Below are 21,286 nucleotides of genomic sequence, written 5' to 3'. Positions count from 1 at the left end.
CCAGCGGGCCCGAAGGTGGCAGCCGGTGGTGGGGGCTGCGGCCGGCCACGCGGCGGCCGTGGCGGCGGACCGTGATGGTCACCGTCTTGAGCGCGGCCGTGGTGACGGCGCTCGGCGGGCCGCTCGGGCTGCTCTGGGCGTGGATCGCGCCGAGCGTACCGGTCATTGCCACGGGGCAGAACATCGTCGTCAACGATCCGTCGCCGGAAGAATACATCGCGGCCGACGGGTGGTTCACGATCCTCGGGCTCGGCTTCGGGCTGCTCGTCGCGGTCGTCGCCTGGCTGCTGCTGCGCCGGGACCGTGGGCCGTTCCTGCTGCTCGGCGTCGTCGCGGGCACGCTGGGGGCGGGCTATCTGGTGGCGCCGTGGGTCGGGGAGATGATCGGGAAGAGCGCCTACGAGCAGTGGCAGGACTCGGCCACCCGCGGCGCGACCTTCATGGCGCCGCCCGAGGTGCACTCGACCGGGCCGATGCTGGTGCCGGCGTTCGCGGCCGCCATCGTGCTGACGCTGCTGGCCGGCTGGTCGAACGATCCCGACCTGGAGAACCCGGGCGCGAGACCCGGCTACGGACCGAACACCGTTGCCGCCGGCCCGTGGCCCGGCGACTATCAGTCCGCGGAGCCCGGCCCCGAGGCCGTCGAGGCGGCTCACCACCCGCAGACGTCCGCCGAGCCGCCCCGCGCCTGACCGGTGCCGAGCCGCCCCCGCGCCTGACCGGTTTCGAGCCGCCCCCGCGCCTGACTGGTGCCGAGCCGCCCCCGCGCCTGACCGGCGCCGAGCCGCCCCCGCGCCTGACCGGTGTCGAGCCGCCTCGCGCCTGACCGGTGCCGAGCCGCCCCGCGCCTGACCCGCGCGGTCAGCCGGGCAGGGTCAGTTCGGGCTGGCGGGGCGGGCCAGATCGGAAAGCGGCACCGGGACCGCGCGCACCCGGGCCAGCAGGCCGGCCTCGCGGTTGAGCAGCTTCAGCTCGGCGCGCAGGCGGCTTGCCGTGTCGGGGGCGGACAGCAGCAGCTGGCGCTCGTCGGTGGTCAGCTGGGCGGTGGCGGCGATCAGGTGGGAGAGGACCGTCGGGTCGGCGGGCACCGCGTCGAGCACCTCGGAGTCGGGGCGCAGCAGGTCCAGGTAGGTGCGGAAGGCGGCCAGGGCGCGCGGGGCCAGCATTGCCGCGACCTCGTCGGCGGCCTCGTCGGGAAGCCACTCGATCTTGGCCGTCAGGTAGGGCTCGTCGCCCTTGTCGACGTCGAGTATCTGGAAGCGGCGGCGGCCCACGGTCATGATGTCGAAGCGGCCGTCGGGCAGCTCGGTCACCTGGCGCAGCTCGGCCGTGCACCCGACCGGGTAGAGATCGCTCGCCTGCACGGCGGCGGGCTCCGGCTCCGGATCGTCCTCGGCCTCGGGACTGGGCGCCTCGGCGCCGCGGCGCAGAGTTACCACGCCGAACTCGTGCGGGCCGTCGACCGGGCTGGCGACGAGCTCGCGTACCAGCGTGCGGTATCGCTCCTCGAAGATGTGCAGGGGCAGCACAAGCCCGGGAAACAGCACCGTACCCAGCGGGAACACCGGCAGCCGCTCGCTCACCAGCTCAGCCTATCGGCCACCCCACCATGGTCAACCCGTCTCAAGCCCTGGGCCACGACGTGGCGCGAAAGGCATGGTCACACCCCCCGCCTAGAATTGGCGGCGTGCTGAACCGGACCGACCTGCGCGGCTCCCTCCGTGACCCGCGCGGCCTGCTGCCCCGTGCCCGGCTCGACGTCTCCGAGGCCGTCGAGCGGATCCGTCCGACCGTCGAGGCGGTCCATCAGCATGGCTTCTCCGCGATCGCGGAGGCGACCACCCGGTTCGACGGCGTCACCCTCGAGCGACTGCGCGTGCCCAAGGCGGCGATCGCGGCGGCGGCCGAGACCCTCGATCCGCAGGTACGCGACGCGCTGCTCGAGGCGATCCGGCGGACCCGCAAGGTGCACGCCGACCAGCGCCGCCACGACGTGACGACCCAGGTGGTCGCCGGCGGCACGGTCACCGAGCGGTGGGTGCCGGTGACCCGCGTCGGGCTCTACGTGCCGGGTGGCCTCGCGCTCTATCCGTCCACCGTGGTCATGAGCGTGGTGCCGGCCCAGGAGGCCGGCGTCGAGGGTCTCGTCGTCGCGTCGCCGCCGCAGAAGGAGAACGGCGGCCTGCCCGACGCGCGGGTGCTGGCCGCCTGCGCGCTGCTCGGCGTCGACGAGGTCTACGGGGTCGGCGGCGCCCAGGCGATCGCCATGCTCGGCTACGGCTCCGACGGCGTCGACGAGGGCGACCGCTGCGAGCCGGTCGACATCATCACCGGGCCCGGCAACATCTGGGTGACGGCGGCCAAGCGGCTGCTGCGCGGGGTCGTCGGCATCGACGCCGAGGCGGGCCCGACCGAGATCGCGATCCTGGCCGACGAGACGGCCGACCCGCGGCACGTGGCGGCCGACCTGATCAGCCAGGCCGAGCACGACCCGCTGGCGGCGAGCGTGCTGGTGACCGACTCCGAGGAGCTGGTGGCCCGGGTCGAGGCCGAGCTCACCCGGCAGGTGGCCGCGACCAAGCACGAGCAGCGGGTGCTCGCCGCGCTGACCGGGGAGCAGTCCGGCGTCGTGCTGGTCGGCGACCTCGAGCAGGGGTTGCGCGTCGTCGACGCGTACGCGGCCGAGCACCTGGAGATTCAGACGCGTGACGCGCGGCAGTGGGCCATGCGGGTCCGCAACGCCGGCGCGATCTTCGTGGGCGCCTGGTCGCCGGTGTCGCTCGGTGACTACATGGCCGGCTCCAACCACGTGCTGCCGACCGCCGGCTGCGCGCGCCACTCCTCCGGCCTGTCCGTGCAGTCCTTCCTGCGCGGCATCCACGTCGTGGAGTACGACCAGGCCGCGTTGCGCGACGCGGCCGATCACGTGGTGGCCTTGGCCAACGCCGAGGACCTGCCGGCTCACGGCGATGCCGTCAAGGTTCGCCTTCAGTCCGATCAGGGGCGGTCGGACGGGAGGTTCCGAGGATGAACATCGACGATCTGCCGATCCGGGACGATCTGCGGGGCAAGTCGCCGTACGGTGCGCCACAGCTCGACGTCGCGGTCCGGCTGAACACCAACGAGAACTCGTACTCGCTGCCCGACGAGGTGACCGACGCGATCGGCAAGGCGCTGCAGGCCGAGTTGCGCGACCTCAACCGCTACCCCGACCGGGACGCGGTGGCGCTGCGCACCGATCTCGCCGACTACCTCGGGCACGGGCTCACCACCGCCCACCTCTGGGCCGCCAACGGGTCGAACGAGGTGCAGCAGCAACTGCTCCAGGCGTTCGCCGGCCCCGGCCGTACGGCGCTCGGCTTCGGACCTTCCTATTCGATGCATCCGCTGCTCGCCCAGGGCACCGGCACCCGCTGGATCGGCGCCCTGCGCGACCCCGACTTCGGCCTGCCGGTCGACAGCGCGGTCGAGCAGCTCGAGTTGCACGACCCCGACCTGGTCTTCCTCTGCTCGCCGAACAACCCGACCGGCACGGCGCTGGACCCCGAGGTGATCACGGCGGTTCTCGACAAGGCGCGCGGCATGGTGGTGGTCGACGAGGCGTACGCGGAGTTCGCCCGCCCCGGCACCCCGACGGCGCTGGCGCTGATCGCCGATCACCCGCGCCTCGTGGTGAGCCGCACGATGAGCAAGGCGTTCGGGTTCGCCGGCGGCCGGCTCGGCTACTTCGCGGCGCACCCGGCCGTGGTCGACGCCGTCCAGCTGGTCCGCCTGCCGTACCACCTGAGCTCGCTCACCCAGGCCGCCGCCCGCGCCGCGATCGCCCAGCGCGACGCCCTGCTCGCGACGGTCGAGGCGATCAAGCAGCAGCGTGACCGCATCGTGGTGACGCTGCGCGAGCGCGGTCACCGGGTTGCGGACAGCGACGCCAACTTCGTGCTGTTCGAGGTCGGCGGCGACCAGAAAATCGTGTGGCAGCGGCTGCTCGACCGCGGTGTGCTGATCCGCGACGTCGGCCTGCCGGGCTGGCTGCGGGTCACCGCCGGCACCGAGGCCGAGACGGATGCGTTCCTGGAGGCCATGAAATGGGAGGCCGTTAAATGAGTCGTACCGCCAAGGTCGAGCGCGTCACCAACGAGACCAAGGTGCTGATCGAGATCGACCTCGACGGCACCGGCAAGGGCGACCTGGCCACCGGGGTCGGCTTCTACGACCACATGCTCAACCAGCTCGCCAAGCACGGCGGCTTCGACCTCACCGTGCGCACCGAGGGTGACCTCGAGATCGACGCGCATCACACCATGGAAGACACGGCCATCGCGCTCGGTGAGGCCTTCTCGCGCGCGCTGGGTGACAAGGCCGGCATTCGGCGGTACGGGTCGGCCACCATCCCGATGGACGAGGTGCTCTGCCGCGCCGCCGTCGATCTCTCCGGCCGCCCCTACGTGGTGCACGACGAGCCCGAGCTGGCGCCGTACATCGGCCCGGTCTACCCGACCAGCATGACCCGGCACATCTTCGAGTCGTTCGGCTTCGCCGCCAAGGTCACCCTGCATGTGAGCGTGCTGCGGGCGGCCCGCGACGGCGGCAAGCCCGATGCCCACCACGTGGTCGAGGCGCAGTTCAAGGCGTTCTCCCGGGCGCTGCGCGAGGCCGTCGAGATCGACCCGCGCAACGCCGGCGCGCTGCCCTCGACGAAGGGCGTGCTCTGATGGCGATCGTCCTGTTCATCGTGGCCGGCTTCCTGGTCGGCGGCGTGGTCCAGCTGGCGCGCTCGGGCGCGACCAAGTTCAGCGTCGCCCTGGTCGGCGTGCTCGCGGCGCTGGCCGTCGCCGGCGGCGTGGCCTGGCTGATCCCCGGGGATGGATGATGACCAAGAAGGTGGTCGTGCTCGACTACGGGTCGGGCAACCTGCGGTCGGCCGAGCGTGCCGTCGCCCGCACCGGGGCCGACGTCACGGTGACCAGCGACCTGACGGTCGCCGCCGAGGCCGACGGGCTCATGGTGCCGGGTGTCGGCGCCTACGCGGCGTGCATGGCCGGCATCGAGGAGCTGGGCGCCGGGCCGATGATCGCCGACCGGGTGGCGGCCGGAAAACCGGTGCTGGGCGTCTGCGTGGGCATGCAGATCTTCTTCGACTCGGGCGTCGAGCACGGCGTGGAGACCAAGGGACTGGGCCTGCTGCCGGGGGTCGTGTCCAAGTTGACGGCGGTCCGCATCCCGCACATGGGGTGGAATACCGTGGAGGTCGCGCGCGACTCGGCTTTGTTCGCGGACGTCAGTGCCAGCGCGAGGTTCTACTTCGTTCACTCGTACGCCGCCTCGGATCTTGATGTTCTGCTCCAAGCCGGCGCCAAGGTGACCACCGCGAGCCACGACGAGCCTTTTGCCGCCGCCGTCGAGCTCGGCCCGATCGCGGTCGCCCAGTTCCATCCGGAGAAGTCCGCCGACGCCGGCTATGCGCTGCTGCGCAACTGGGTCGCCGGGCTGTAGCGGACGGTGTCCAAGGAGCGCGCGAAGCGACGCGCCGAGCGGCTCGCCGTGCTGGAGCGGGAGAAGGCCGTCCGCGCCCGCAAGGTGGCCCGCCGGCAGCGCCGCCGCACCCTCGTCAAGAAGCTGACCCCGCGGGTCGGGCGGTCCGGGCGTCTCTATCGCCGCAGCCGCGGCCAGCGCATCGGCATCGTGCTCGTCCCGCTGCTCGCGGCGATCGCGGTCTGGCTGTTCGTGCCCGATCTCGGCCTGCGCATCGTGCTCACCGTCGTGATCGTTATGGCCCTGCCCGCCCTCGTCGTCGCCATCCTGGGCGGAAAGAACTAGAAGGAGACATCGTGACCCTCGCTCTGCTGCCCGCCGTCGACGTCGCCGACGGCCAGGCCGTCCGCCTCGTGCAGGGCGCCGCCGGCTCGGAGACCGCCTACGGCGACCCCATCGAGGCCGCGCTCGCCTGGCAGAACGACGGGGCCGAGTGGGTGCATCTGGTCGACCTCGACGCGGCCTTCGGGCGCGGCTCGAACGCGGAGCTGCTCGCCGACGTGGTGCGGCGGCTCGACGTCAAGGTGGAGCTCTCCGGCGGCATCCGGGACGACGCGTCGCTGACCCGGGCGCTGGCCACCGGCGCGGCCCGGGTCAACATCGGCACGGCCGCCCTCGAGGACCCGGAGTGGTGCGACCGGGTGTGCGGCGAGTACGGCGACCGGGTGGCGATCGGGCTCGACGTGCGCGGCCGCACGCTGTCGGCGCGCGGCTGGACCCGCGACGGCGGCGACCTGTACGAGGTGCTGGCCCGCCTCGACAAGGCGGGCGCGGCCCGGTACGTCGTCACCGACATCACCAAGGACGGCACGATGCGCGGGCCGAACCTGGATCTGCTCCGCGAGGTGTGCGCGGCCACCGACAAGCCGGTCATCGCCAGCGGCGGCGTGTCCACGCTGGACGACCTGCGGGCGCTGGCCACGCTCGAGCCGATCGGGGTCGAGGGCGTGATCGCCGGGAAGGCCCTTTACGCCGGGGCGTTCACCGTGGCCGAGGCCCTGGCCGCGCTGGCCTGACTCCACGACTCGCGCAGCGCCCGCTCGGCGGCCTTGATCGCCGGGCGGGCCGCGGCGGCCTCGCGCCAGGCGACCACGACCCGGCGTCGCGGCGCCGGATTGATCCCGACGACGCGCACGCCCTCGGGCAGGACGGCCGGCCTGGCCAGCCGGGGGATGATCGCCACCCCGAGACCGGCCGCGATCAGGGTCAGCTGCGTCTCGAACTCGCCGACGTGGAAATCCGGCTGCACGCTCGGCAGCACCCGCATGAGCCACTGGTTGCAGACGTCGCCGGCCGGGGCCGAGATCCACCGCTCGTCGCGCAGCTTGCCGAGCGTCGTCGTGCCGCTCAGCCGGTGACCGCTCGGCACGATCAGGTCGGCCACGTCCCAGCCGAGGGCCACGTGCGCGATGCCCGCCGGGTAGTGCAGCGCCACCTCGGGCCAGTCGTCGAGCACCGCCAGATCGACGTGCCCGCGGTGCAGCGCCTCGAGGCCCTCGTGCGGGTTGGCCTCGATCAGCCCGGTGGACAGCTGAGGATGCTCGCCGGCCAGCCGGTGCAGGGCCCACGGCAGCAGCGCCCGGCACGCGGTGGCGAACGCGACCACGGTCAGGCGCCCGACCACCGTGTCGCGATGGGCGGCCAGCGCGGCCTCGGCCTCGTCGACCGTGGCGAGCACCCGCTCGGCGTGCCGGGCCAGCACCTGGCCGGCCTCGGTGAGCCGCAGCCCGCGCCCGTCCTTCTCGACCAGTGTGGTGCCAGTCTCGCGCTCGAGCTTGGCGAGCTGCTGTGACACGGCGGACGGCGTGCAGTGCAGCGCCTCGCCGGCGGCCAGGACCGTCTTGTAGCTGGCCACGGCGTGCAGGGCGCGCAGGCGACCCAGGTCAATCATGAAGCGACCCTACATCGTCGCTTCAGCAGTATTCGATGGTGCTTAACGGTCCGCCGCGCGAGGCTTGCGATCGTGAGACCTCGTGACATCGCGCTCGCCATCGCGGTCATGGCGATCTGGGGCGTCAACTTCGTCGCCATCGAGACCGGCCTCGACCACTTCCCGCCGCTGCTGTTCAACGCGCTGCGCTTCACCCTCGCCGCGTTCCCGGCGCTGTTCTTCGCCGGCCGCCCGCAGGTGCCGTGGCGCTGGATCGTGGCGACCGGCCTGATTCTCGGCGTCGTCAAGTTCACGATGCTCTTCGCCGGGATGGCGGCCGGGATGCCGGCCGGCCTCAGCTCGCTGGTGCTCCAGAGCCAGGCCGTCTTCACCGTGATCTTCGCGGCGCTGCTGCTGCGCGAGCGCCCGCGCCCGGTGCAGATCGCCGGGCTCGCGGTGGCGGCGGCCGGGATCGTGGTGGTCGCCGCCGGCATGAGCACGGGCTTCGGCGCGTTCCTCCTGATCATCGGGGCCGCGGCGGCGTGGGGCCTGTCCAACATCGTCACCCGCAAGGCGGCCCCGCCCGACACGCTGCGTTTCATGGTGTGGGTCTCGGCCGTCGCGAGCGGCCCGCTGATCCTGCTCACGCTCGCGGTGGACGGTCCGGCGGCCGACCTCGCCGCGCTGCGCGCGATCGACGGCCGAGCCGTCCTGGCGGTGCTTTACGTCGCGCTCATCTCGACGCTTGCGGGTTTCGCGGCCTGGGGCTTCTTGCTGCGACGGTACGGGGCGAGCACCGTCGCACCGTTCTCGCTGCTCGTGCCCTTCTTCGGCATGGCGTCGGCGGCGCTCGTGCTGGGCGAGGCGATCCGCCCGATCGACGTGATCGGTGGCGCGCTGGTGATCGGCGGCATCCTGCTCGGCCTCGTCCGCCGGCGGCCGGCCTCGCCCTCGCCCGCCGTTCCGCCCTCCGCCGCGCGCGATTCCGTTCTGACCCGCGCGTATAGGTGAGCAGAGCGTCCGACGCCGGTCCCCGGGGCCGGGCCGCGCGTATAGGTGAGCAGAGCGTCCGACGCCGGTCCGCGGGGCCGCTCGCGCGTATAGGTGAGCAGAGCGTCCGACGCCGGTCCGCGGGGCCGCTCGCGCGTATAGGTGAGCAGAGCGTCCGACGCCGGTCCGCGGGGCCGGGCGCGCGTATAGGTGAGCAGAGCAAAGGACGTCCGGAACGGAGCGACCGTTAGGGTTGGGGCATGACGGTCGCGGTGCGCGTTATCCCTTGTCTCGACGTCGACGCCGGGCGGGTGGTCAAGGGCGTCAACTTCGTCGATCTGCGCGACGCCGGCGACCCGGTCGAGCTGGCCGCGGCCTATGACGCGGCGGGGGCCGACGAGCTGACGTTCCTCGACGTGACCGCCTCCTCCGACGACCGGGGCACGATGCTCGACGTCGTGCGGCGGACGGCCGAGAGCGTGTTCATCCCGCTCACCGTCGGCGGCGGCGTGCGGTCGGTCCAGGACGTGGACGTGCTGCTGCGGGCCGGCGCCGACAAGGTGGGCGTCAACACGGCGGCGATCGCGCGGCCGGCGCTGATCTCCGAGATCGCCGAGCGCTTCGGCAACCAGGTGCTCGTGCTCTCGCTCGACGTGCGGCGGTCGGCCGAGCAGCCCAGCGGGTGGGAGGTCACCACCCACGGCGGCCGGCGCAGCGCGGGGCTCGACGCGATCGAGTGGGCGCGCACGGTGGCGTCGCTCGGCGCCGGCGAGATTCTGCTCAACTCGATGGACGCCGACGGCACCAAGGCCGGGTTCGACCTCGAGCTGATCCAGGCGGTGCGGGCCGTGGTCGACATCCCGGTGATCGCGAGCGGGGGAGCGGGCGCGGTCGAGCACTTCCCGCCGGCGGTGGCGGCGGGGGCCGACGCGGTGCTCGCGGCGAGCGTCTTCCACTTCGGAGACCTCAGCATCGGCGAGGTCAAGGACAGCCTGCGGGCGGCCGGCAACCCGGTGCGCTGAGGGCCACCCCCGCCCTGTTGGGTGGGGGTGGAGTTAAACAGCCGGGTACGACAATTTCGGGCGCGAGTCCACCGGCTCAGCGACCGTCGGCCAGGCGCATCGAGTACTCGCGGACGGCGGCGTTGTAGGTCTGCTCGTCCAGCGTCCAGTCGAAGTCGCCGGGGGCGCTTGCCCGGTTGAGCTGGGCCTGGAGGGTCATCACGGCCGACGACAGGCCGCTGAACGGGCGGGTGCGCCACAGCTGCTCGCCGGCGGGGGCGATCTCCAGCAGGTCGTCCTCGATCACCAGCAGGCCGGCGCCGGCCAGGCGGCGTACGGACTCCTCCAGCTCCTCGCGGCTCGGCACGGCGTGGTGCAGGAAGTCGGCAGCCGCCAGCACGTCGGCCAGGCCGGCCCCGGTAACGGGCAGCGAGGCGTGCATGGCCCGGTCGCGCTCGAGGCGCTCGGCGATGACCGCGGACACGAAGATCCAAGCGTCGTTCCACTGCCAGTCGCCAGCCCCCATGGCGCAATGATGCCGCGCTCCGACCACGCCGGGGAAGCAATTGTGGCCGGATGATCACCGACTTGTGTCAGTCCACCCGGGACACGTGCAAGTTGCGCGATTCCGGCACGGTGCACAGGGGCAAAAAGACGTGAACCAGGGGTCCAATGCACAGGGCGTAGGCGATCGTGCCGATGCCGACGGTGCCGCCCAGGAGGAAGCCGACCCCGAGGACTGACAACTCGATCGTGGTACGGACGAGGCGGATGGACAGCCGCGGGAAGCGGTGCACGATCCCGGTCATCAGGCCGTCACGCGGTCCCGGGCCCATGCGGGCGCCGATGTACAGACCGGTGGCGAGCGCGTTCACGAGGATGCCGGCGACCAGATAGCCGACGCGGCCGGGAATCGTCCCGCCGGCCGGCAGCACGGCCAGCGCGAAGTCGACCACGAAGCCGATCACGACCAGGTTGGCGATCGTGCCGAAGCCGGGCCGCTGGCGCAGCGGGATCCACAGCAACAAGATAGGGATGCCGAGCAGGATCACGACCCAGCCGAAGCTGATGCCGGTCGCCTCCGACAGCCCCTGGTGAAAGACGTCCCACGGATTGAGACCGAGGTCGGACTTCACCATGAACGCCATGCTCACCCCGTAGAGCACGAGGCCCGTGAAAAGCTGGACCAGGCGCCGGGTGAGACGGCGATCTCCGTTGCCAATGAGACTCATAGATGCCACTCTGAAGGCCAATTCGGCATCGCTGAAGAGCCAATTTGCGGGAGGTGGCTGTGACGAGCTCGGTCAGAGGGGCCCAACTGGCTCGCCTGCTCGGTCAGTGGCACGCATTGCCGGGCCGCCACCGCAGCCCGGATTACGCCGCTCTGGCCGCCGCCGTCCGGGGACTACTCTCCGACGGGCGCCTGCCGCTCGGCGTGCGACTTCCCGCGGAGCGGGAACTGGCCGAGGCGCTCGGGGTCAGCCGCACGACGGTCAGCGCCGCGTACCGCGCCCTCCGGGAGACCGGCCACCTCACCAGCCGGCGTGGCGCCGGGAGCTGGACCACCCTCCCGCATGGCCACCGCGTGGCGACCTCGGGCCTGTGGGCGGCCGGCGACGAGAGCGACGTCATCGACCTCGGCGTGGCCGCCTCGCCGGCGCCGGACGAGCTGGTGACCGCCGCCCGCGCCGCCGCCGACGACCTGCCGCGCTACTTGGGCAGCGCCGGGTACCACCCGACCGGCCTGGTCGAGCTGCGCGAGGCGGTCGCGGCCGGGTACACGGCCCGCGGGGTGGCCACCTCGGCCGAGCAGATCCTGATCACGGCCGGCACCCAGCAGGCGCTCGACCTGGTGCTGCGGCTCTCGGTCCCGGCCGGCGCGCCGGTGCTGGTCGAGTCGCCGACCTATCCCAACGCGCTGGCCGCGCTCTCCGCCCGCCGCGCGCGGATCAACACGCACGGCCTCGACGCGGCGACCGGCTGGGACGGGGAGATGCTGCTCGGCGCTCTGCGCCAGGGACGGCCGCGGGTCGCGTACGTGATCCCGGAGTTCCACAACCCGACCGGCCACCTGATGGACGCCGCCCTGCGCGAGCGCCTGGTCGCCACCGCCCACCCGGCCGGCACCGAGCTGATCGTCGACGAGTCGTTCGTCGACCTCGCCCTGGACGGCGCCGAGATGCCGCCGCCGGTCGCCGTCTTCGACCGGCACTCGCGGGTGGTGTCGATCGGCGGGATGAGCAAGGGCTACTGGGGTGGCCTGCGGATCGGCTGGGTACGGGCCTCGGCGCCACTCGTGCAGCGGCTGGCCGCGATCCGGGTGGGCGTCGACATGGCCAGCCCGGTGCTGGAGCAGCTGGTGGCCGTACGGCTGCTGGCCCAGGCCCCGCAGATCATCGCCGCCCGTCGCGCCCAGCTCCGCGCCCGCCGCGACGCCCTGATTCTCGCCCTGCGCGACCACCTGCCCGAATGGAGCTTCACGGTGCCGTCCGGCGGGGTGATGCTCTGGGCCGAGCTCGACGGCCCGATCTCCAGCGCGCTCGGCCGCGCCGCCGAGGACGTGGACGTCCGGCTCGCTCCCGGACCCCGCTTCGGCCTCGACGGCACGCTCGAGCGTTTCCTGCGGCTGCCGTTCGCCCTCGACGCGGAAACCCTCACCGAGGCCGTACGGCGAATCGCGTCCGTGCGCTACGACCTGGACCGGGCGGCCCGGCCCGCATGGCGCACGCCCGCCGTCATCGCGTGACCCAGGCGCCGTTCTTCATCACGGTACGGCCCGGGAGCTCGTCGACCTCGCGCCAGGCCTGCACGAGATGAGGTCGCAGCACGAGGAAGACATACGACTCGCCGGCCGACCGGGGGTCCCAGTCGCTCTGCTCGGCGTACGCCGAACCCACCGCGCCGGCGGAAGCGACCGGGATCGTCTCGTCGAGCACGGCGTCGATCATGACCACGTCGCGGGTGGGGCCCAGCCCGACCCGGGCCCGCCCGTTCGCGGCGAGGTTGCGCGCGGTGGGCGAGGTCCGGGACGTGGCCAGGATGATCCGCTCGTCGTGCCAGGCCATGGTGAGCGGCACCAGGTAGGGCACGCCGTCGGCGGAAGCGGTCGCCACGAAGCAGTCGGCCACCGGCGCGGCGAGCCGGACGAGCGCGTCGGCCTTGCGCTGCGAGAGGGAGCGGGGCTGCTCAGGCATTGTTTCCCTGGAACAGTCCGACCAGGTTGCCGTCGCCGTCGCGCAGGTGGGCGGTGAGGCCGCCGCCGCCGATGTCGCGCGGCTCCTGCTCGACGGTCGCGCCCGCGGCCGCGAGCTCGGCGACCATCGCGTTGATGTCGTCGACGTGGAAGTACGTGATCGGGCCGGCCGCCAGGTCACCGTGGGGGTTGAGGCCGATCTCGGGCGAGCCCTCGGGGCGGAAGCCCACGTAGTAGGGCGACGACATGTACGGGTCGACGCCGAGCAGCTTGGCGTAGAGCGCGGTGGCCGCCTCCAGGTCCTTGACCGGGACGGTGATGGTGCGAATAGCCATGGGATCCTCCGTTTGTCACAGCGGACCGCTGCGGTCCGTCAAAGGCTATGACGGACGCCGAACAGAGAGTGTGACGATGAGCGAACTCGAGATTCTGGCCGCACGGTTCGAAGAGGACCGCCCGCATCTGCGCCAGGTCGCCCAGCGGATCCTGGGCTCGCCCCACGAGGCCGACGACGCCGTGCAGGAGGCCTGGGTCCGGCTCAGCCGCTCGGACACGGCCGAGGTCGGCAACCTCACGGGCTGGCTCACCACCGTCGTGTCGCGCGTCTGCCTCGACATGCTGCGTTCCCGCCAGGCCCGCCGCGAGGACGTGGCCGAGCTGCCGGTGGTGGTCGACGAGGGCGCCGACCCCGAGGGCGAGGCGGTGATGGCCGACTCGCTCGGGCCGGCGCTGATGCTGGTGCTCGACACGCTCGGGCCGCGGGAGCGGCTCGCCTTCGTGCTGCACGACATGTTCGCGGTGCCCTTCCCGGAGATCGCGGAGATCATCGGGGCGTCGCCGGCGGTGGCCCGCCAGCTCGCCAGCCGCGCGCGGCGCCGGATCCAAGGCATAAATCCGGATAACCCCGATAAATCGCGCCAGCGGGAGATTGTTGACGCGTTCCTCGCGGCGGCCCGCGGGGGCAACTTCGCCGCGCTGCTCGAGCTGCTCGATCCGTCGGTGGTGCTGCGGGCCGACGAGGCGGCGGTCGCGATGGGCGTGAGCGCGACGGTCAGCGGCCAGGAGGGCGTGGCCGGAATGTTCAACGGGCGGGCCAAGGCGCTGCGGACGGCGCTCATCGACGGCGTCGCCGGGCTGGTCTGGGCGGTGCGCGGCGAGCCCAAGGTGGCGTTCGCCTTCACGGTCTCCGAGGACGGCCACGTCACCGGCATCGAGCAGATTGCCGACCCGGCGACGCTGACCGTCCTGGAAATCGAGTTCCTCTAGATCTGCGCGAGGGATCCCTCGTACATCTTGTCGATCTCGGCGGCGAAGTTGGTCTCGACGCTTCGCCGCTTGATCTTCATGGACGGGGTGACCTCGCCGGCCTCGATGCTCAGGTCGCGGGGGAGGATCGCGAACTTCTTCACCGTCTCCCAGCGGTTGAGCTTGCTGTTGAGCTCCTTGACGTAGCCGTCGATCAGCGCCTGGGTCTCGGCCGCGGCGACGATCTCGGCGTACTCCTTGCCGTCGAGCGGTCCGCCCTTGGCCCAGGAGACGATCGCGTCCTCGTCGAGCGAGATCAGCATGGTCACGTAGTTGCGGGCCTGGCCGATGATGACCGCCTGCGACGTGTAGGGGCAGACCGCCTTGAACATGCCCTCGATGGCGCTGGGCGCGATGTATTTGCCGCCGGACGTCTTGACCAGGTCTTTCTTGCGGTCGGTGATGCGCAGGTAGCCCTCGTCGTCGAGCTCGCCGATGTCGCCGGTGCGCAGCCAGCCGTCCTCGGTGAACGCCTCGGCCGTCTCCTTGGGCAGGTCGTGGTAGCCGCGCATGACCGGCTTGCCGCGCAGCAGCACCTCGCCGTCCGAGTCGATCTTGCACTCGAGGTCGCCGATCGCCACGCCGACGGTGCCGATCTTGAGCCGCCCGGCCCGGTTCACGAAGTTGGCCGCGCTGCTCTCGGTCATCCCGTACCCCTCCATGATCGGAAGGTTCGCGGCCGCGAAGAACTCGGCGATGTCGCGGCTGAGCGGCGCGGAACCGCTGACCAGCACCCGGAGCCGGCCGCCGAGCCGGGTCTGCAGCTTCGAGAAGACCAGCTTCTCGGCCAGCGCGTACTTGATCTTGAGGCCGGCCGGCAGCGGCTTGCGGGCCTGCTCGAGCGCGACCTTCTGCTTGCCGACGCCGACCGCCCAGCCGAAGATCTTGGCCTTGGCCCCGCCGGCGTCGAGCGCGGTGGTGACGGTCTTGTTGTAGACCTTCTCGAAGATGCGGGGCGCCGCGCACATCAGCGTCGGCTTGACCACCGAGAGCATGTCGACCAGCTTGTCGACCCGGCCGTCGACGTAGGTCGGGACGCCCACGTGCAGGATGCCGCAGAGCAGCGTCTTGCCGAACGAGTGCGACAGCGGGAGCCAGAGGTACTGCAGGTCGGTCGACTCGAACAGGCCGAGGTCCTGCTGGGCGACGCCCTCCCAGGTCCAGCCGCCGTGCAGCAGCTGCACGCCCTTGGGACGCCCGGTGGTGCCCGAGGTGTAGATGAGCGTGGCGAGGTGGTCGGGGCCGATGCTCTCGACCACCTGCTCGATCATCCGCGGGTTGTCGCGCAGCGCCGCCTTGCCGCGCTCCTCGAGCTCGGCCAGCGTGAGCTGCGGCGGGGTGGCGCCGGCGTCGGCCTGTCCGCCGAGCAGCACGACGTGGGTCACGCCGGCCTCGACGCCAGAGATCTTGAGCGCCTGCTTCGGGTTTTCCGCGATCAGCACCTTGGACCCCGAGTTCGACACGATGAAGCTCGCGTCCTCGGGCTCGGTGGTCGGGTAGACCGTCGTGGTCGCGGCGCCGGCGCAGTTGATGCCGAGGTCGGCGAGCACCCACTCGTAGCTGGTGCCGGAGAGGATCGCGACCCGGTCCTCGAGGCCGACGCCCAGCGTGCGCAGCCCGGCCGCGATCGCGGTGGCGCGCTCGCCGACCTCGGCCCAGGTGTGCCAGACCATGCCGGTGTCGTCGGCATTGGGCGTCGCGAACGCCTGACCGTTCGGAGTCGCCGCCACGCGCTTGAAGAACATGTCGGGGATCGACCGGTAAGGAACGTCGAGAGCCATCAGGCGCCGCCTTAGGAAAGGGGGGAGGTAACGCGGTTGTTACCGCAGGGTATCGCCAACGCGTTCCCCAACAATAGAGGCCGGAATCTCGGCGACGGGCCCTAGCGCGAGCCAGCGGTAGTCGACCCCCGTGACGCCGGCGATCTTCATGCAGGCGTTCAGCAGCTGCCGCGGCTCGAACTTGCCGGCTTCCCATTGCCGCCAGGTCTGCGGCGCGATCGCGCACGACTCGGCGGCCTCCTTGATGTTCGTCCAGCCCATGCGCTGGCGGACGAGAGCCAGCCGTGCGCCGAACGTCGACAGGTCCGGCACCCACCCCGATGCCGGCGCCCTCTTCAAATCGGTCATGGGAAGCACTATACGAGTGCGGACACATGCGAAGCGTGCCAAGCTTTGAAACTAGTACTTGACACTACTCGCGCCCGCGCCCATGCTTCAGTACATGACACCGCTGCCAGAACTTCTTACTGCTCGCGAGGTAGCGGAAGCGCTGCGCGTCGACGTCACGACCGTCCACCGCTGGGCCCGCACGGGAGAGATCGAGGCCATCCGCCTGCCCGGGCGGCTGATCCGCGTCCCTCGCGCCGAGGTGGAGCGGATGCTCGCCGTGCCGTCGCCGTCATGAGCAAACCGCCGGCGACTCCGCCGCCTCCCGCGGGCCCGAAGCCCCCTACCCGTCCCAACAACGCGCGTCCGCTCGGTACCCCGCCGTACGGGCCGCGGCCCAAGTAGGCCCCCGATCCTCGCGGCGTCCCACCGATCGCTACGGCGTGACAGCGGGGATCGGGCCAGATCCGCCGGCGGGCCACGCGCCCCCCGTAGACGCGCAGTGGCCCCCCACGCGCGCCGCGTGTCCCGCCGGCTCTTCCCAACCAACTGCCCGATGAAGGGATGTTTCGTCATGCCCGAATTCAGCACCGACGAGATCGCCGAGGCCCGCTCGGCGCTCGAGCGGATGGGCGCCACCGCGAAGTGGGTGGGCGGCGTGTCGATCGCGTCGGTCCCGCTCAGCTTCCTCGGCTCCGCACTCTCGTACGCGAGCCTGAACTACCCGGAGGACCCGCAGCTGCGCGGCGCGGCCGCGGTGTACGAGGCGTGGAAGCAGCTGCCCACCATGGCCGGCCCGCCCCCGATTGACGCGGTGCTCGACGCGTGGCAGCAGCCGCCGCCCCCGCTTCAGCCGGTCGCCGAGGTGCCGCCGCTCCCGGACGACGCCGGCGCGCTGATCCGGGCGTGTACGTCGCCGACCGATGAGCAGCTGGTCAAGGTCGTCAACAAGCTGAAGGAGCTCGCGTGATCGCCGTCGACCTGCAGCTCGCGCGCGTGTGCAAGCACGTGGTCAAGTACGAGGCGATCGACACGGCCGCGCCGGCCGTCGACCAAATCTACGTCGACAAGGCCGCGCTCGGCCGCCTGGCCGAGGGTGGCTTCCCCGAGATGCTCACCATCCGGATCAGCGCGGTCGGTGACCAGTGACCGCCGACGCGCTGTGTGGCCGCTGCAAGCGGCCGGGCAAGCTACGCGCGCTCTACGCCCGCGATCGCGAAACGGGCGTGGCGATCCTGGTCGGCCGCCTCGGCCCGCACTGCTTCTACATCGTGGCCGGCCAGGTCTCCCGCAACGGCCACACCCCGGAGACCCACCAGGCGAAGCCGATCTACCTGCGCGGGAGCAAGTGATGGCGCCCAGCTGGTGGCCCTGGGAGACGTCGGCCGAGACGCCGGCGGAGGAGGCCGAGAAGCTGACCCCGGCCGAGTTCGCCCTGGGCGACCTGCAGACCCGGGTCAAGCACGCCGAGGCGGTGATCGTGACCGCCCTCGGCGACTACAAGGGCGGCCCGGTCCCGTTCGACGTGCTGCTCGACGTCCGGCTCGCGCTGCGCCCCGTCCCTCTGCGCCCGGCCGTCCCGGTCGTGCCCGGCGGGGGAGGTGCCTAGACCGGCATGGGCCGTCGTCGACGCGTCAGGCAAGCAACGCGAATGGAGCTGCGCCGTGTGCAGATTCCAGCACCGGCCCGGCTCGCTGTGCCCCCGCGCCGGCGTGTGGCTCGTTGCGGCGATCTGCCTGCGCTGCCGCGCCGACGGCACCTACTACTGCCCCGACCACGACCTCCACACCTACTTCGAGCGAAGGCGGCCTACCGAGTGACCTGGGTGAAGATCTCCGACACGGCCGCCTCACACCCCGTCGTATCCGGACCGCTGACGTGGTCGGCCGAGCACCTCGACGCCGTCGAGGGCTACGACCTGTGCAACGTGCTGTTCGGGATCGTGCTGCGCTGCGCGACCCGGGCAGCGCAGTACGAGCGCGATTACGAGGTGCTCGACAACGTGGTGGCCGAGATCGCGGGCCCGAACTGGCTGACCCGGGCGGAGCAGGCCGCCCGGGCCGGCTACTGGACCCGCAACGCCACCGCGGACGGGTGGACGCTGCTCGACGACGCCGAACACCTGTTCCACATCCGCAAGAAGGCCGAGATCGAGTGGGAACGCGCCCGCAAGCGCGATATCTCGAATCCGCGGCTGGTTGTGCCCGTCCGGCTGCGTGACGGCGATGCCTGCCGCTACTGCGGCCGCATCGTCCAGTGGAACGCGCGCCGCGGCAACCGCGCGGGCACCTACGACCACCGGCGGCCCGGAACGGCCGCCCTGTTCCCCGATGACCTCGTCGTGTGCTGCGCGGGCTGCAACAGCCAGCGCGGCGCCGACATCGACCCCGACGCCTGGCCCTTGCGCCCCGCGCCGGCCTCACCGCACTACGGCGACCTGACCGTCCGCCTGTTGGCCGAACACGGCCACATCGTCCCTTCCGCAGCACCAGAAGCGAGCGCAGCCGGGCCCGGCGACGCTCCATCAGGTGCTCCACGCCCGGCCAGCGCAGGCGCCTCCGACGGCGACGACGCGGCCGAGCGTGTCGAAGATCTGCAGGTCGGATCTGCAGATCTTCTGGATCGGGGGCATCCGGCGGACAGAAACCCGGGTCGGGACGGTAATGCGGGTAGGTCCGGATCGGCGCGGCGCGGCCGCCGGGGCGGGCGTCGGGCCCGGAACCATCATTACCTAGAAGGAGGTGAAAACCATGCTCGTTAAGACGTACGCGCTCAGCTGTGACACCTGCGGGAACTGGGGTGGCTCCTACGCATCCAGTAAGGAGGCGCGCGCCAGATACCTCAAGTCAGGGTGGAAGCGCGTACCGAAGAGCCGCGATCAGCCGGCCGCCGATCGCTGCCCGCGGTGCTTGCGCCGTGAGTAAGACCTGGGCCGGGGGCAGCACCAGGGCGTGGCGTACGACGCGCGCTCTGGTGCTCGCCCGTGATCGGCGCGATGGATGGGGTTGTCGTGCGCACGATGAGGGTTGGTGCGCTCGAGCGAACCGCGCATCATCGCACGCGTGTACGACAGTTCCGTCGTGCGCGCATCACACCAGGGGGAAGGCGGTCACGGGCGATGATCCGCGCTACCTGGTGGCCAGCTGCAGCGCCTGCAACCTGTACATCGGTGACCCTGCGCAGGGCGCCGACCCACCGAACGAGGGAGTGACCAAGTGGTGATGGGCTTCGACTCGCCGTTGCACGGAGAGATCCTGCGACTCGAGGAGGGCGAGTGGCGGCCGGTCACGGTCGTTGAGAAGCGCGATGGGTTCGTGATCGTCGATCGCCGCCGCGTTTTTTCCGAGAACGGGGGTGCCGGGACACCCGCGCCCTGTCTTTCTCCCTCCCCGGCCCAGCAAAAAACTTTTCCGAGCGACCGGTAACTATCCGTGACGATGCTGACCCGCGTGCGCGCCGCGCTCCGGTCGACGCCCCGCATGGACCGGGACGCCGCCACTGTGGAGCTCGCGCTCGCCCACGCTCGGCAGCTCGACGTCGTCGCCACGGCCTTGGCCGAGCTCGACCCGGTCGAAAACTCGCTCGCGTACCGCCGGGCGGTCGCGTCGTACAAGGATTTCGCCCGCATGCTGGAAGCCACCCTCGATCGTCTGGGGATGAGCCCCGGCGCGCGGCCGGCGGCGCGAGCTCCGGAGGAGGCCGGCGGTGACCCTGCATCTGCTGCCCTCCACGGACTCCGAGCCGACGCCGCCGCCGGTACCGCTGGGGTCGATTACGCCGCGGCTGTGGACCCGGCCGTTACGGCCGCTGACGCCGGCGACTAGCTACGGCTTCCGGGTCATATGGTTCGCGGCCGTCGTGCTGCGCGAGCCGCTCGACCCGTGGCAGCAGTGGGCGGTCATTCACCTCGGCGAGCTGCTGGAGGATGGCCGGCCCCGCTTCCGGCAGGTGCTCATCCTGGTGGCCCGGCAGAACGGCAAGACGCACCTGTGCAAGGTGCTCGCGCTGTACTGGATGTTCGTCGAGCGGTGGCCGCTGACGTTCGGCACGTCGACCAAGCTCGAGCAGGCGAAGAAGGCGTGGCGGCTCGCGATCCGCACGGCCCAGCGGAACCGGGCGCTGCGCGGCCGCTGCCTGAAACCGCGGGTCGCGAACGGGCAGGAGATGTTCTGCACCGTCGACGACTGCTGCTACACGATCGGCGCGTCGGACGCGAAGGGCGGCCGCGGTGACAGCATCGACCGGCAGATCGGCGACGAGCTGCGCGAGCAGCACGATTGGGAGGCGTACAACGCGGCCGCCTACGCGATGAACGCCCGGCCGTACGCGCAGGCGGTCTACATCACCAACCAGGGCGACGCCCGGTCGGTCGTGCTCAACTCGCTGCGTACGGCGGCGCTGGCCGGCACCGATCCGCGGCTCGGTCTGCTCGAGTGGTCGGCGCCGCCCGGCACGCACCCGATGGACACGGGCGGGTGGGCCGCGGCCAACCCGCAGCTGGGCCGCTTCCGCGCCGGCGTGTCGGCGATGGACATCGACACGATCCGCGGTGCCGCGCTACGCGTGGCGAAGCCCGGCGCCGACCCGGGCGACCTGGCCGGCTTCCTGACCGAGTCGCTGTGCATGGCGGTCGACCAGCTCGACCCGGCGGTCGACGCGGCCGCGTGGGCGGCGTGCCTGGACCGGGCGCCGCTGGACGTCGACGACCGCGGCGGCCTGGCCGCGTGTGTCGATCTCTCCCCGAACCTGCAGCACGCCACCCTCTCCGCCGCGCAGATGCTCGAGGACGGCCGGGCCCGAGTCGAGACGATCGCCGCGTGGGACGGGCCCGACACGCTCGCCAGGCTCCGCGCCGAGCTCCCGGCGTGGGTCGCTCGGGTGCGGCCGCGGTCGCTCGGCTGGTATCCGGGCGGCCCGGCCGCCACCCTGGACGCCGACCTGCGCGACCGGCGTAAGGCCGGCCGCTACAGCTGGCCGCCGCGCGGCGTCGACGTCGCCGAGATCAAGGCCGATACGCCGGCGGTGTGCATGGGGTTCGCCGCGCTGGTCGGCCAGCACCAGATCGCGCAGTCCGGGCAGCAGCTGCTCGACACGCAGATCGAGCAGGCGGAGAAGCTGTACGTGCCGGGCGAGCGGTGGGTGTTCACGCGCCGCGGCGTCGGCCAGGTAGATGCGGTGTACGCGGCCGCCGGCGCCGTCCACCTCGCCCGCACTCTGCCGCGCGCCCGGACGGTGTCTCGCCGAGCCCGGGCCGCGACCTGACCGAACGAAATTCGGTAGATCGCGC

Annotated in this window: 29 protein-coding genes; 21 read left to right on the top strand and 8 right to left on the bottom strand. The window is 71.9% G+C overall.

Annotated elements, in window-relative coordinates; all coding sequences use genetic code 11:
- The first annotated feature begins 86 nt into the window (after positions 1-86).
- Entirely contained in the window at positions 87-692 is a 606-nt protein-coding gene (locus tag ACZ6TB_RS26575; RefSeq protein WP_465558110.1) for a hypothetical protein, read from the top strand.
- Positions 693-875: 183 nt separating this feature from the next.
- On the opposite strand, the gene ACZ6TB_RS26570 is transcribed toward ACZ6TB_RS26575, so the two are convergent.
- Positions 876-1,583, bottom strand: coding sequence for an LON peptidase substrate-binding domain-containing protein (locus ACZ6TB_RS26570; RefSeq protein WP_465558108.1), 708 nt, complete (start codon positions 1,581-1,583; stop codon positions 876-878).
- A gap of 104 nt (positions 1,584-1,687) precedes the next feature.
- On the opposite strand from ACZ6TB_RS26570, the gene hisD reads away from it, so the two are divergent.
- Genes hisD through priA form a run of 7 tightly spaced genes read left to right on the top strand, consistent with a single transcriptional unit; the run spans position 1,688 to position 6,548 of the window.
- Positions 1,688-3,031, top strand: a complete 1,344-nt coding sequence (gene hisD, locus ACZ6TB_RS26565) for a histidinol dehydrogenase (RefSeq protein ID WP_465558106.1) — start codon at positions 1,688-1,690, stop codon at positions 3,029-3,031.
- A complete protein-coding gene (locus ACZ6TB_RS26560) occupies positions 3,028-4,104 on the top strand; it encodes a histidinol-phosphate transaminase (RefSeq protein WP_465558104.1) in 1,077 nt (358 codons plus the stop codon). Before hisD ends, ACZ6TB_RS26560 begins: the two co-directional genes overlap by 4 nt.
- Positions 4,101-4,712, top strand: coding sequence for an imidazoleglycerol-phosphate dehydratase HisB (hisB, locus tag ACZ6TB_RS26555; protein WP_465558102.1), 612 nt, complete (start codon positions 4,101-4,103; stop codon positions 4,710-4,712). Before ACZ6TB_RS26560 ends, hisB begins: the two co-directional genes overlap by 4 nt.
- Positions 4,712-4,870, top strand: coding sequence for a hypothetical protein (locus ACZ6TB_RS26550; RefSeq protein ID WP_465558100.1), 159 nt, complete (start codon positions 4,712-4,714; stop codon positions 4,868-4,870). The genes hisB and ACZ6TB_RS26550 overlap by 1 nt, the downstream gene beginning before the upstream one ends.
- A complete protein-coding gene (gene hisH, locus ACZ6TB_RS26545; protein WP_465558098.1) occupies positions 4,870-5,493 on the top strand; it encodes an imidazole glycerol phosphate synthase subunit HisH in 624 nt (207 codons plus the stop codon). The genes ACZ6TB_RS26550 and hisH overlap by 1 nt, the downstream gene beginning before the upstream one ends.
- Before the next feature lie 6 nt (positions 5,494-5,499).
- Positions 5,500-5,817, top strand: coding sequence for a hypothetical protein (locus ACZ6TB_RS26540; RefSeq protein WP_465558096.1), 318 nt, complete (start codon positions 5,500-5,502; stop codon positions 5,815-5,817).
- A gap of 11 nt (positions 5,818-5,828) precedes the next feature.
- Positions 5,829-6,548 carry a bifunctional 1-(5-phosphoribosyl)-5-((5-phosphoribosylamino)methylideneamino)imidazole-4-carboxamide isomerase/phosphoribosylanthranilate isomerase PriA gene (gene priA, locus ACZ6TB_RS26535; RefSeq protein ID WP_433302703.1) on the top strand — a complete coding sequence of 240 codons (720 nt, stop codon included), beginning with the start codon at positions 5,829-5,831 and terminating at the stop codon, positions 6,546-6,548.
- Here priA and ACZ6TB_RS26530 read toward each other — a convergent pair.
- Positions 6,500-7,423, bottom strand: a complete 924-nt coding sequence (locus tag ACZ6TB_RS26530) for a LysR family transcriptional regulator (RefSeq protein ID WP_465558094.1) — start codon at positions 7,421-7,423, stop codon at positions 6,500-6,502. The two genes, priA and ACZ6TB_RS26530, sit on opposite strands and share 49 nt — an antisense overlap.
- Positions 7,424-7,495: 72 nt before the next feature.
- Here ACZ6TB_RS26530 and ACZ6TB_RS26525 point away from each other — a divergent pair, with 72 nt between their 5' ends.
- Entirely contained in the window at positions 7,496-8,413 is a 918-nt protein-coding gene (locus ACZ6TB_RS26525) for an EamA family transporter (protein ID WP_465558092.1), read from the top strand.
- A gap of 239 nt (positions 8,414-8,652) precedes the next feature.
- A complete protein-coding gene (gene hisF / locus ACZ6TB_RS26520; protein ID WP_465558090.1) occupies positions 8,653-9,414 on the top strand; it encodes an imidazole glycerol phosphate synthase subunit HisF in 762 nt (253 codons plus the stop codon).
- 76 nt (positions 9,415-9,490) lie between these two features.
- Here hisF and ACZ6TB_RS26515 read toward each other — a convergent pair whose 3' ends face one another.
- Together ACZ6TB_RS26515 and yczE are read right to left on the bottom strand one after the other, a co-directional pair.
- Positions 9,491-9,919: a hypothetical protein gene (locus ACZ6TB_RS26515; RefSeq protein WP_465558088.1), complete on the bottom strand. Its 429-nt coding sequence runs from the start codon at positions 9,917-9,919 to the stop codon at positions 9,491-9,493.
- Positions 9,920-9,986: 67 nt separating this feature from the next.
- Positions 9,987-10,625, bottom strand: coding sequence for a membrane protein YczE (gene yczE / locus ACZ6TB_RS26510; RefSeq protein WP_465558086.1), 639 nt, complete (start codon positions 10,623-10,625; stop codon positions 9,987-9,989).
- A 59-nt stretch (positions 10,626-10,684) separates the two neighbouring features.
- Here yczE and yczR point away from each other — a divergent pair, with 59 nt between their 5' ends.
- Positions 10,685-12,139, top strand: a complete 1,455-nt coding sequence (yczR, locus tag ACZ6TB_RS26505; RefSeq protein WP_465558084.1) for a MocR-like transcription factor YczR — start codon at positions 10,685-10,687, stop codon at positions 12,137-12,139.
- Here yczR and ACZ6TB_RS26500 read toward each other — a convergent pair.
- Complete coding sequence (locus tag ACZ6TB_RS26500; RefSeq protein WP_465558082.1) at positions 12,129-12,587, bottom strand: pyridoxamine 5'-phosphate oxidase family protein; 459 nt, start codon at positions 12,585-12,587, stop codon at positions 12,129-12,131. The two genes, yczR and ACZ6TB_RS26500, sit on opposite strands and share 11 nt — an antisense overlap.
- On the bottom strand, positions 12,580-12,921 hold the full coding sequence (locus ACZ6TB_RS26495; RefSeq protein ID WP_465558080.1) for a VOC family protein: 342 nt from the start codon (positions 12,919-12,921) through the stop codon (positions 12,580-12,582). Before ACZ6TB_RS26495 ends, ACZ6TB_RS26500 begins: the two co-directional genes overlap by 8 nt.
- Before the next feature lie 76 nt (positions 12,922-12,997).
- On the opposite strand from ACZ6TB_RS26495, the gene ACZ6TB_RS26490 reads away from it, so the two are divergent.
- On the top strand, positions 12,998-13,852 hold the full coding sequence (locus tag ACZ6TB_RS26490) for a sigma-70 family RNA polymerase sigma factor (RefSeq protein ID WP_465558078.1): 855 nt from the start codon (positions 12,998-13,000) through the stop codon (positions 13,850-13,852).
- On the opposite strand, the gene ACZ6TB_RS26485 is transcribed toward ACZ6TB_RS26490, so the two are convergent.
- Both ACZ6TB_RS26485 and ACZ6TB_RS26480 read right to left on the bottom strand, forming a co-directional pair.
- Complete coding sequence (locus ACZ6TB_RS26485; protein ID WP_465558076.1) at positions 13,849-15,672, bottom strand: AMP-dependent synthetase/ligase; 1,824 nt, start codon at positions 15,670-15,672, stop codon at positions 13,849-13,851. The genes ACZ6TB_RS26490 and ACZ6TB_RS26485 overlap by 4 nt on opposite strands.
- A gap of 39 nt (positions 15,673-15,711) precedes the next feature.
- On the bottom strand, positions 15,712-16,020 hold the full coding sequence (locus ACZ6TB_RS26480; protein WP_465558075.1) for a helix-turn-helix domain-containing protein: 309 nt from the start codon (positions 16,018-16,020) through the stop codon (positions 15,712-15,714).
- Between the two features lie 94 nt (positions 16,021-16,114).
- Here ACZ6TB_RS26480 and ACZ6TB_RS26475 point away from each other — a divergent pair, with 94 nt between their 5' ends.
- From ACZ6TB_RS26475 to ACZ6TB_RS26435, 9 genes are all read left to right on the top strand, one after another.
- On the top strand, positions 16,115-16,297 hold the full coding sequence (locus tag ACZ6TB_RS26475) for a helix-turn-helix domain-containing protein (protein ID WP_465558073.1): 183 nt from the start codon (positions 16,115-16,117) through the stop codon (positions 16,295-16,297).
- 276 nt (positions 16,298-16,573) lie between these two features.
- Positions 16,574-16,969: a hypothetical protein gene (locus ACZ6TB_RS26470; RefSeq protein ID WP_465558071.1), complete on the top strand. Its 396-nt coding sequence runs from the start codon at positions 16,574-16,576 to the stop codon at positions 16,967-16,969.
- Positions 16,966-17,148: a hypothetical protein gene (locus tag ACZ6TB_RS26465; RefSeq protein ID WP_465558069.1), complete on the top strand. Its 183-nt coding sequence runs from the start codon at positions 16,966-16,968 to the stop codon at positions 17,146-17,148. Before ACZ6TB_RS26470 ends, ACZ6TB_RS26465 begins: the two co-directional genes overlap by 4 nt.
- Positions 17,145-17,351 carry a hypothetical protein gene (locus ACZ6TB_RS26460; RefSeq protein ID WP_465558067.1) on the top strand — a complete coding sequence of 69 codons (207 nt, stop codon included), beginning with the start codon at positions 17,145-17,147 and terminating at the stop codon, positions 17,349-17,351. Before ACZ6TB_RS26465 ends, ACZ6TB_RS26460 begins: the two co-directional genes overlap by 4 nt.
- Positions 17,351-17,608, top strand: coding sequence for a hypothetical protein (locus tag ACZ6TB_RS26455; protein ID WP_465558065.1), 258 nt, complete (start codon positions 17,351-17,353; stop codon positions 17,606-17,608). The genes ACZ6TB_RS26460 and ACZ6TB_RS26455 overlap by 1 nt, the downstream gene beginning before the upstream one ends.
- Positions 17,609-17,663: 55 nt before the next feature.
- On the top strand, positions 17,664-17,819 hold the full coding sequence (locus ACZ6TB_RS26450) for a hypothetical protein (protein WP_465558063.1): 156 nt from the start codon (positions 17,664-17,666) through the stop codon (positions 17,817-17,819).
- Positions 17,820-17,824: 5 nt separating this feature from the next.
- A complete protein-coding gene (locus ACZ6TB_RS26445) occupies positions 17,825-18,760 on the top strand; it encodes a hypothetical protein (protein ID WP_465558061.1) in 936 nt (311 codons plus the stop codon).
- Positions 18,761-19,430: 670 nt separating this feature from the next.
- Positions 19,431-19,823: a hypothetical protein gene (locus ACZ6TB_RS26440; protein ID WP_465558060.1), complete on the top strand. Its 393-nt coding sequence runs from the start codon at positions 19,431-19,433 to the stop codon at positions 19,821-19,823.
- 34 nt (positions 19,824-19,857) lie between these two features.
- A complete protein-coding gene (locus tag ACZ6TB_RS26435) occupies positions 19,858-21,261 on the top strand; it encodes a terminase (RefSeq protein ID WP_465558058.1) in 1,404 nt (467 codons plus the stop codon).
- The last annotated feature ends 25 nt before the right edge of the window (positions 21,262-21,286 follow it).

The organism is Actinoplanes sp. NPDC051537 (assembly GCF_055586105.1).
The sequence above is the reverse complement of the archived record's forward strand: the minus strand, read 5'-3'. Positions and strand labels throughout refer to the sequence as shown.

Coding starts and splice junctions, on each gene's coding strand:
- ACZ6TB_RS26530 (WP_465558094.1), bottom strand. CDS start 7,423: ATGATTGACCTGGGTCGCCTGCGCGCCCTGCACGCCGTGGCCAGCTAC.
- hisH (WP_465558098.1), top strand. CDS start 4,870: ATGACCAAGAAGGTGGTCGTGCTCGACTACGGGTCGGGCAACCTGCGG.
- ACZ6TB_RS26480 (WP_465558075.1), bottom strand. CDS start 16,020: ATGACCGATTTGAAGAGGGCGCCGGCATCGGGGTGGGTGCCGGACCTG.
- ACZ6TB_RS26560 (WP_465558104.1), top strand. CDS start 3,028: ATGAACATCGACGATCTGCCGATCCGGGACGATCTGCGGGGCAAGTCG.
- ACZ6TB_RS26455 (WP_465558065.1), top strand. CDS start 17,351: ATGGCGCCCAGCTGGTGGCCCTGGGAGACGTCGGCCGAGACGCCGGCG.
- ACZ6TB_RS26470 (WP_465558071.1), top strand. CDS start 16,574: ATGCCCGAATTCAGCACCGACGAGATCGCCGAGGCCCGCTCGGCGCTC.
- ACZ6TB_RS26515 (WP_465558088.1), bottom strand. CDS start 9,919: ATGGGGGCTGGCGACTGGCAGTGGAACGACGCTTGGATCTTCGTGTCC.
- ACZ6TB_RS26490 (WP_465558078.1), top strand. CDS start 12,998: ATGAGCGAACTCGAGATTCTGGCCGCACGGTTCGAAGAGGACCGCCCG.
- hisB (WP_465558102.1), top strand. CDS start 4,101: ATGAGTCGTACCGCCAAGGTCGAGCGCGTCACCAACGAGACCAAGGTG.
- yczE (WP_465558086.1), bottom strand. CDS start 10,625: ATGAGTCTCATTGGCAACGGAGATCGCCGTCTCACCCGGCGCCTGGTC.
- ACZ6TB_RS26550 (WP_465558100.1), top strand. CDS start 4,712: ATGGCGATCGTCCTGTTCATCGTGGCCGGCTTCCTGGTCGGCGGCGTG.
- ACZ6TB_RS26485 (WP_465558076.1), bottom strand. CDS start 15,672: ATGGCTCTCGACGTTCCTTACCGGTCGATCCCCGACATGTTCTTCAAG.
- ACZ6TB_RS26495 (WP_465558080.1), bottom strand. CDS start 12,921: ATGGCTATTCGCACCATCACCGTCCCGGTCAAGGACCTGGAGGCGGCC.
- hisF (WP_465558090.1), top strand. CDS start 8,653: ATGACGGTCGCGGTGCGCGTTATCCCTTGTCTCGACGTCGACGCCGGG.
- ACZ6TB_RS26475 (WP_465558073.1), top strand. CDS start 16,115: ATGACACCGCTGCCAGAACTTCTTACTGCTCGCGAGGTAGCGGAAGCG.
- ACZ6TB_RS26500 (WP_465558082.1), bottom strand. CDS start 12,587: ATGCCTGAGCAGCCCCGCTCCCTCTCGCAGCGCAAGGCCGACGCGCTC.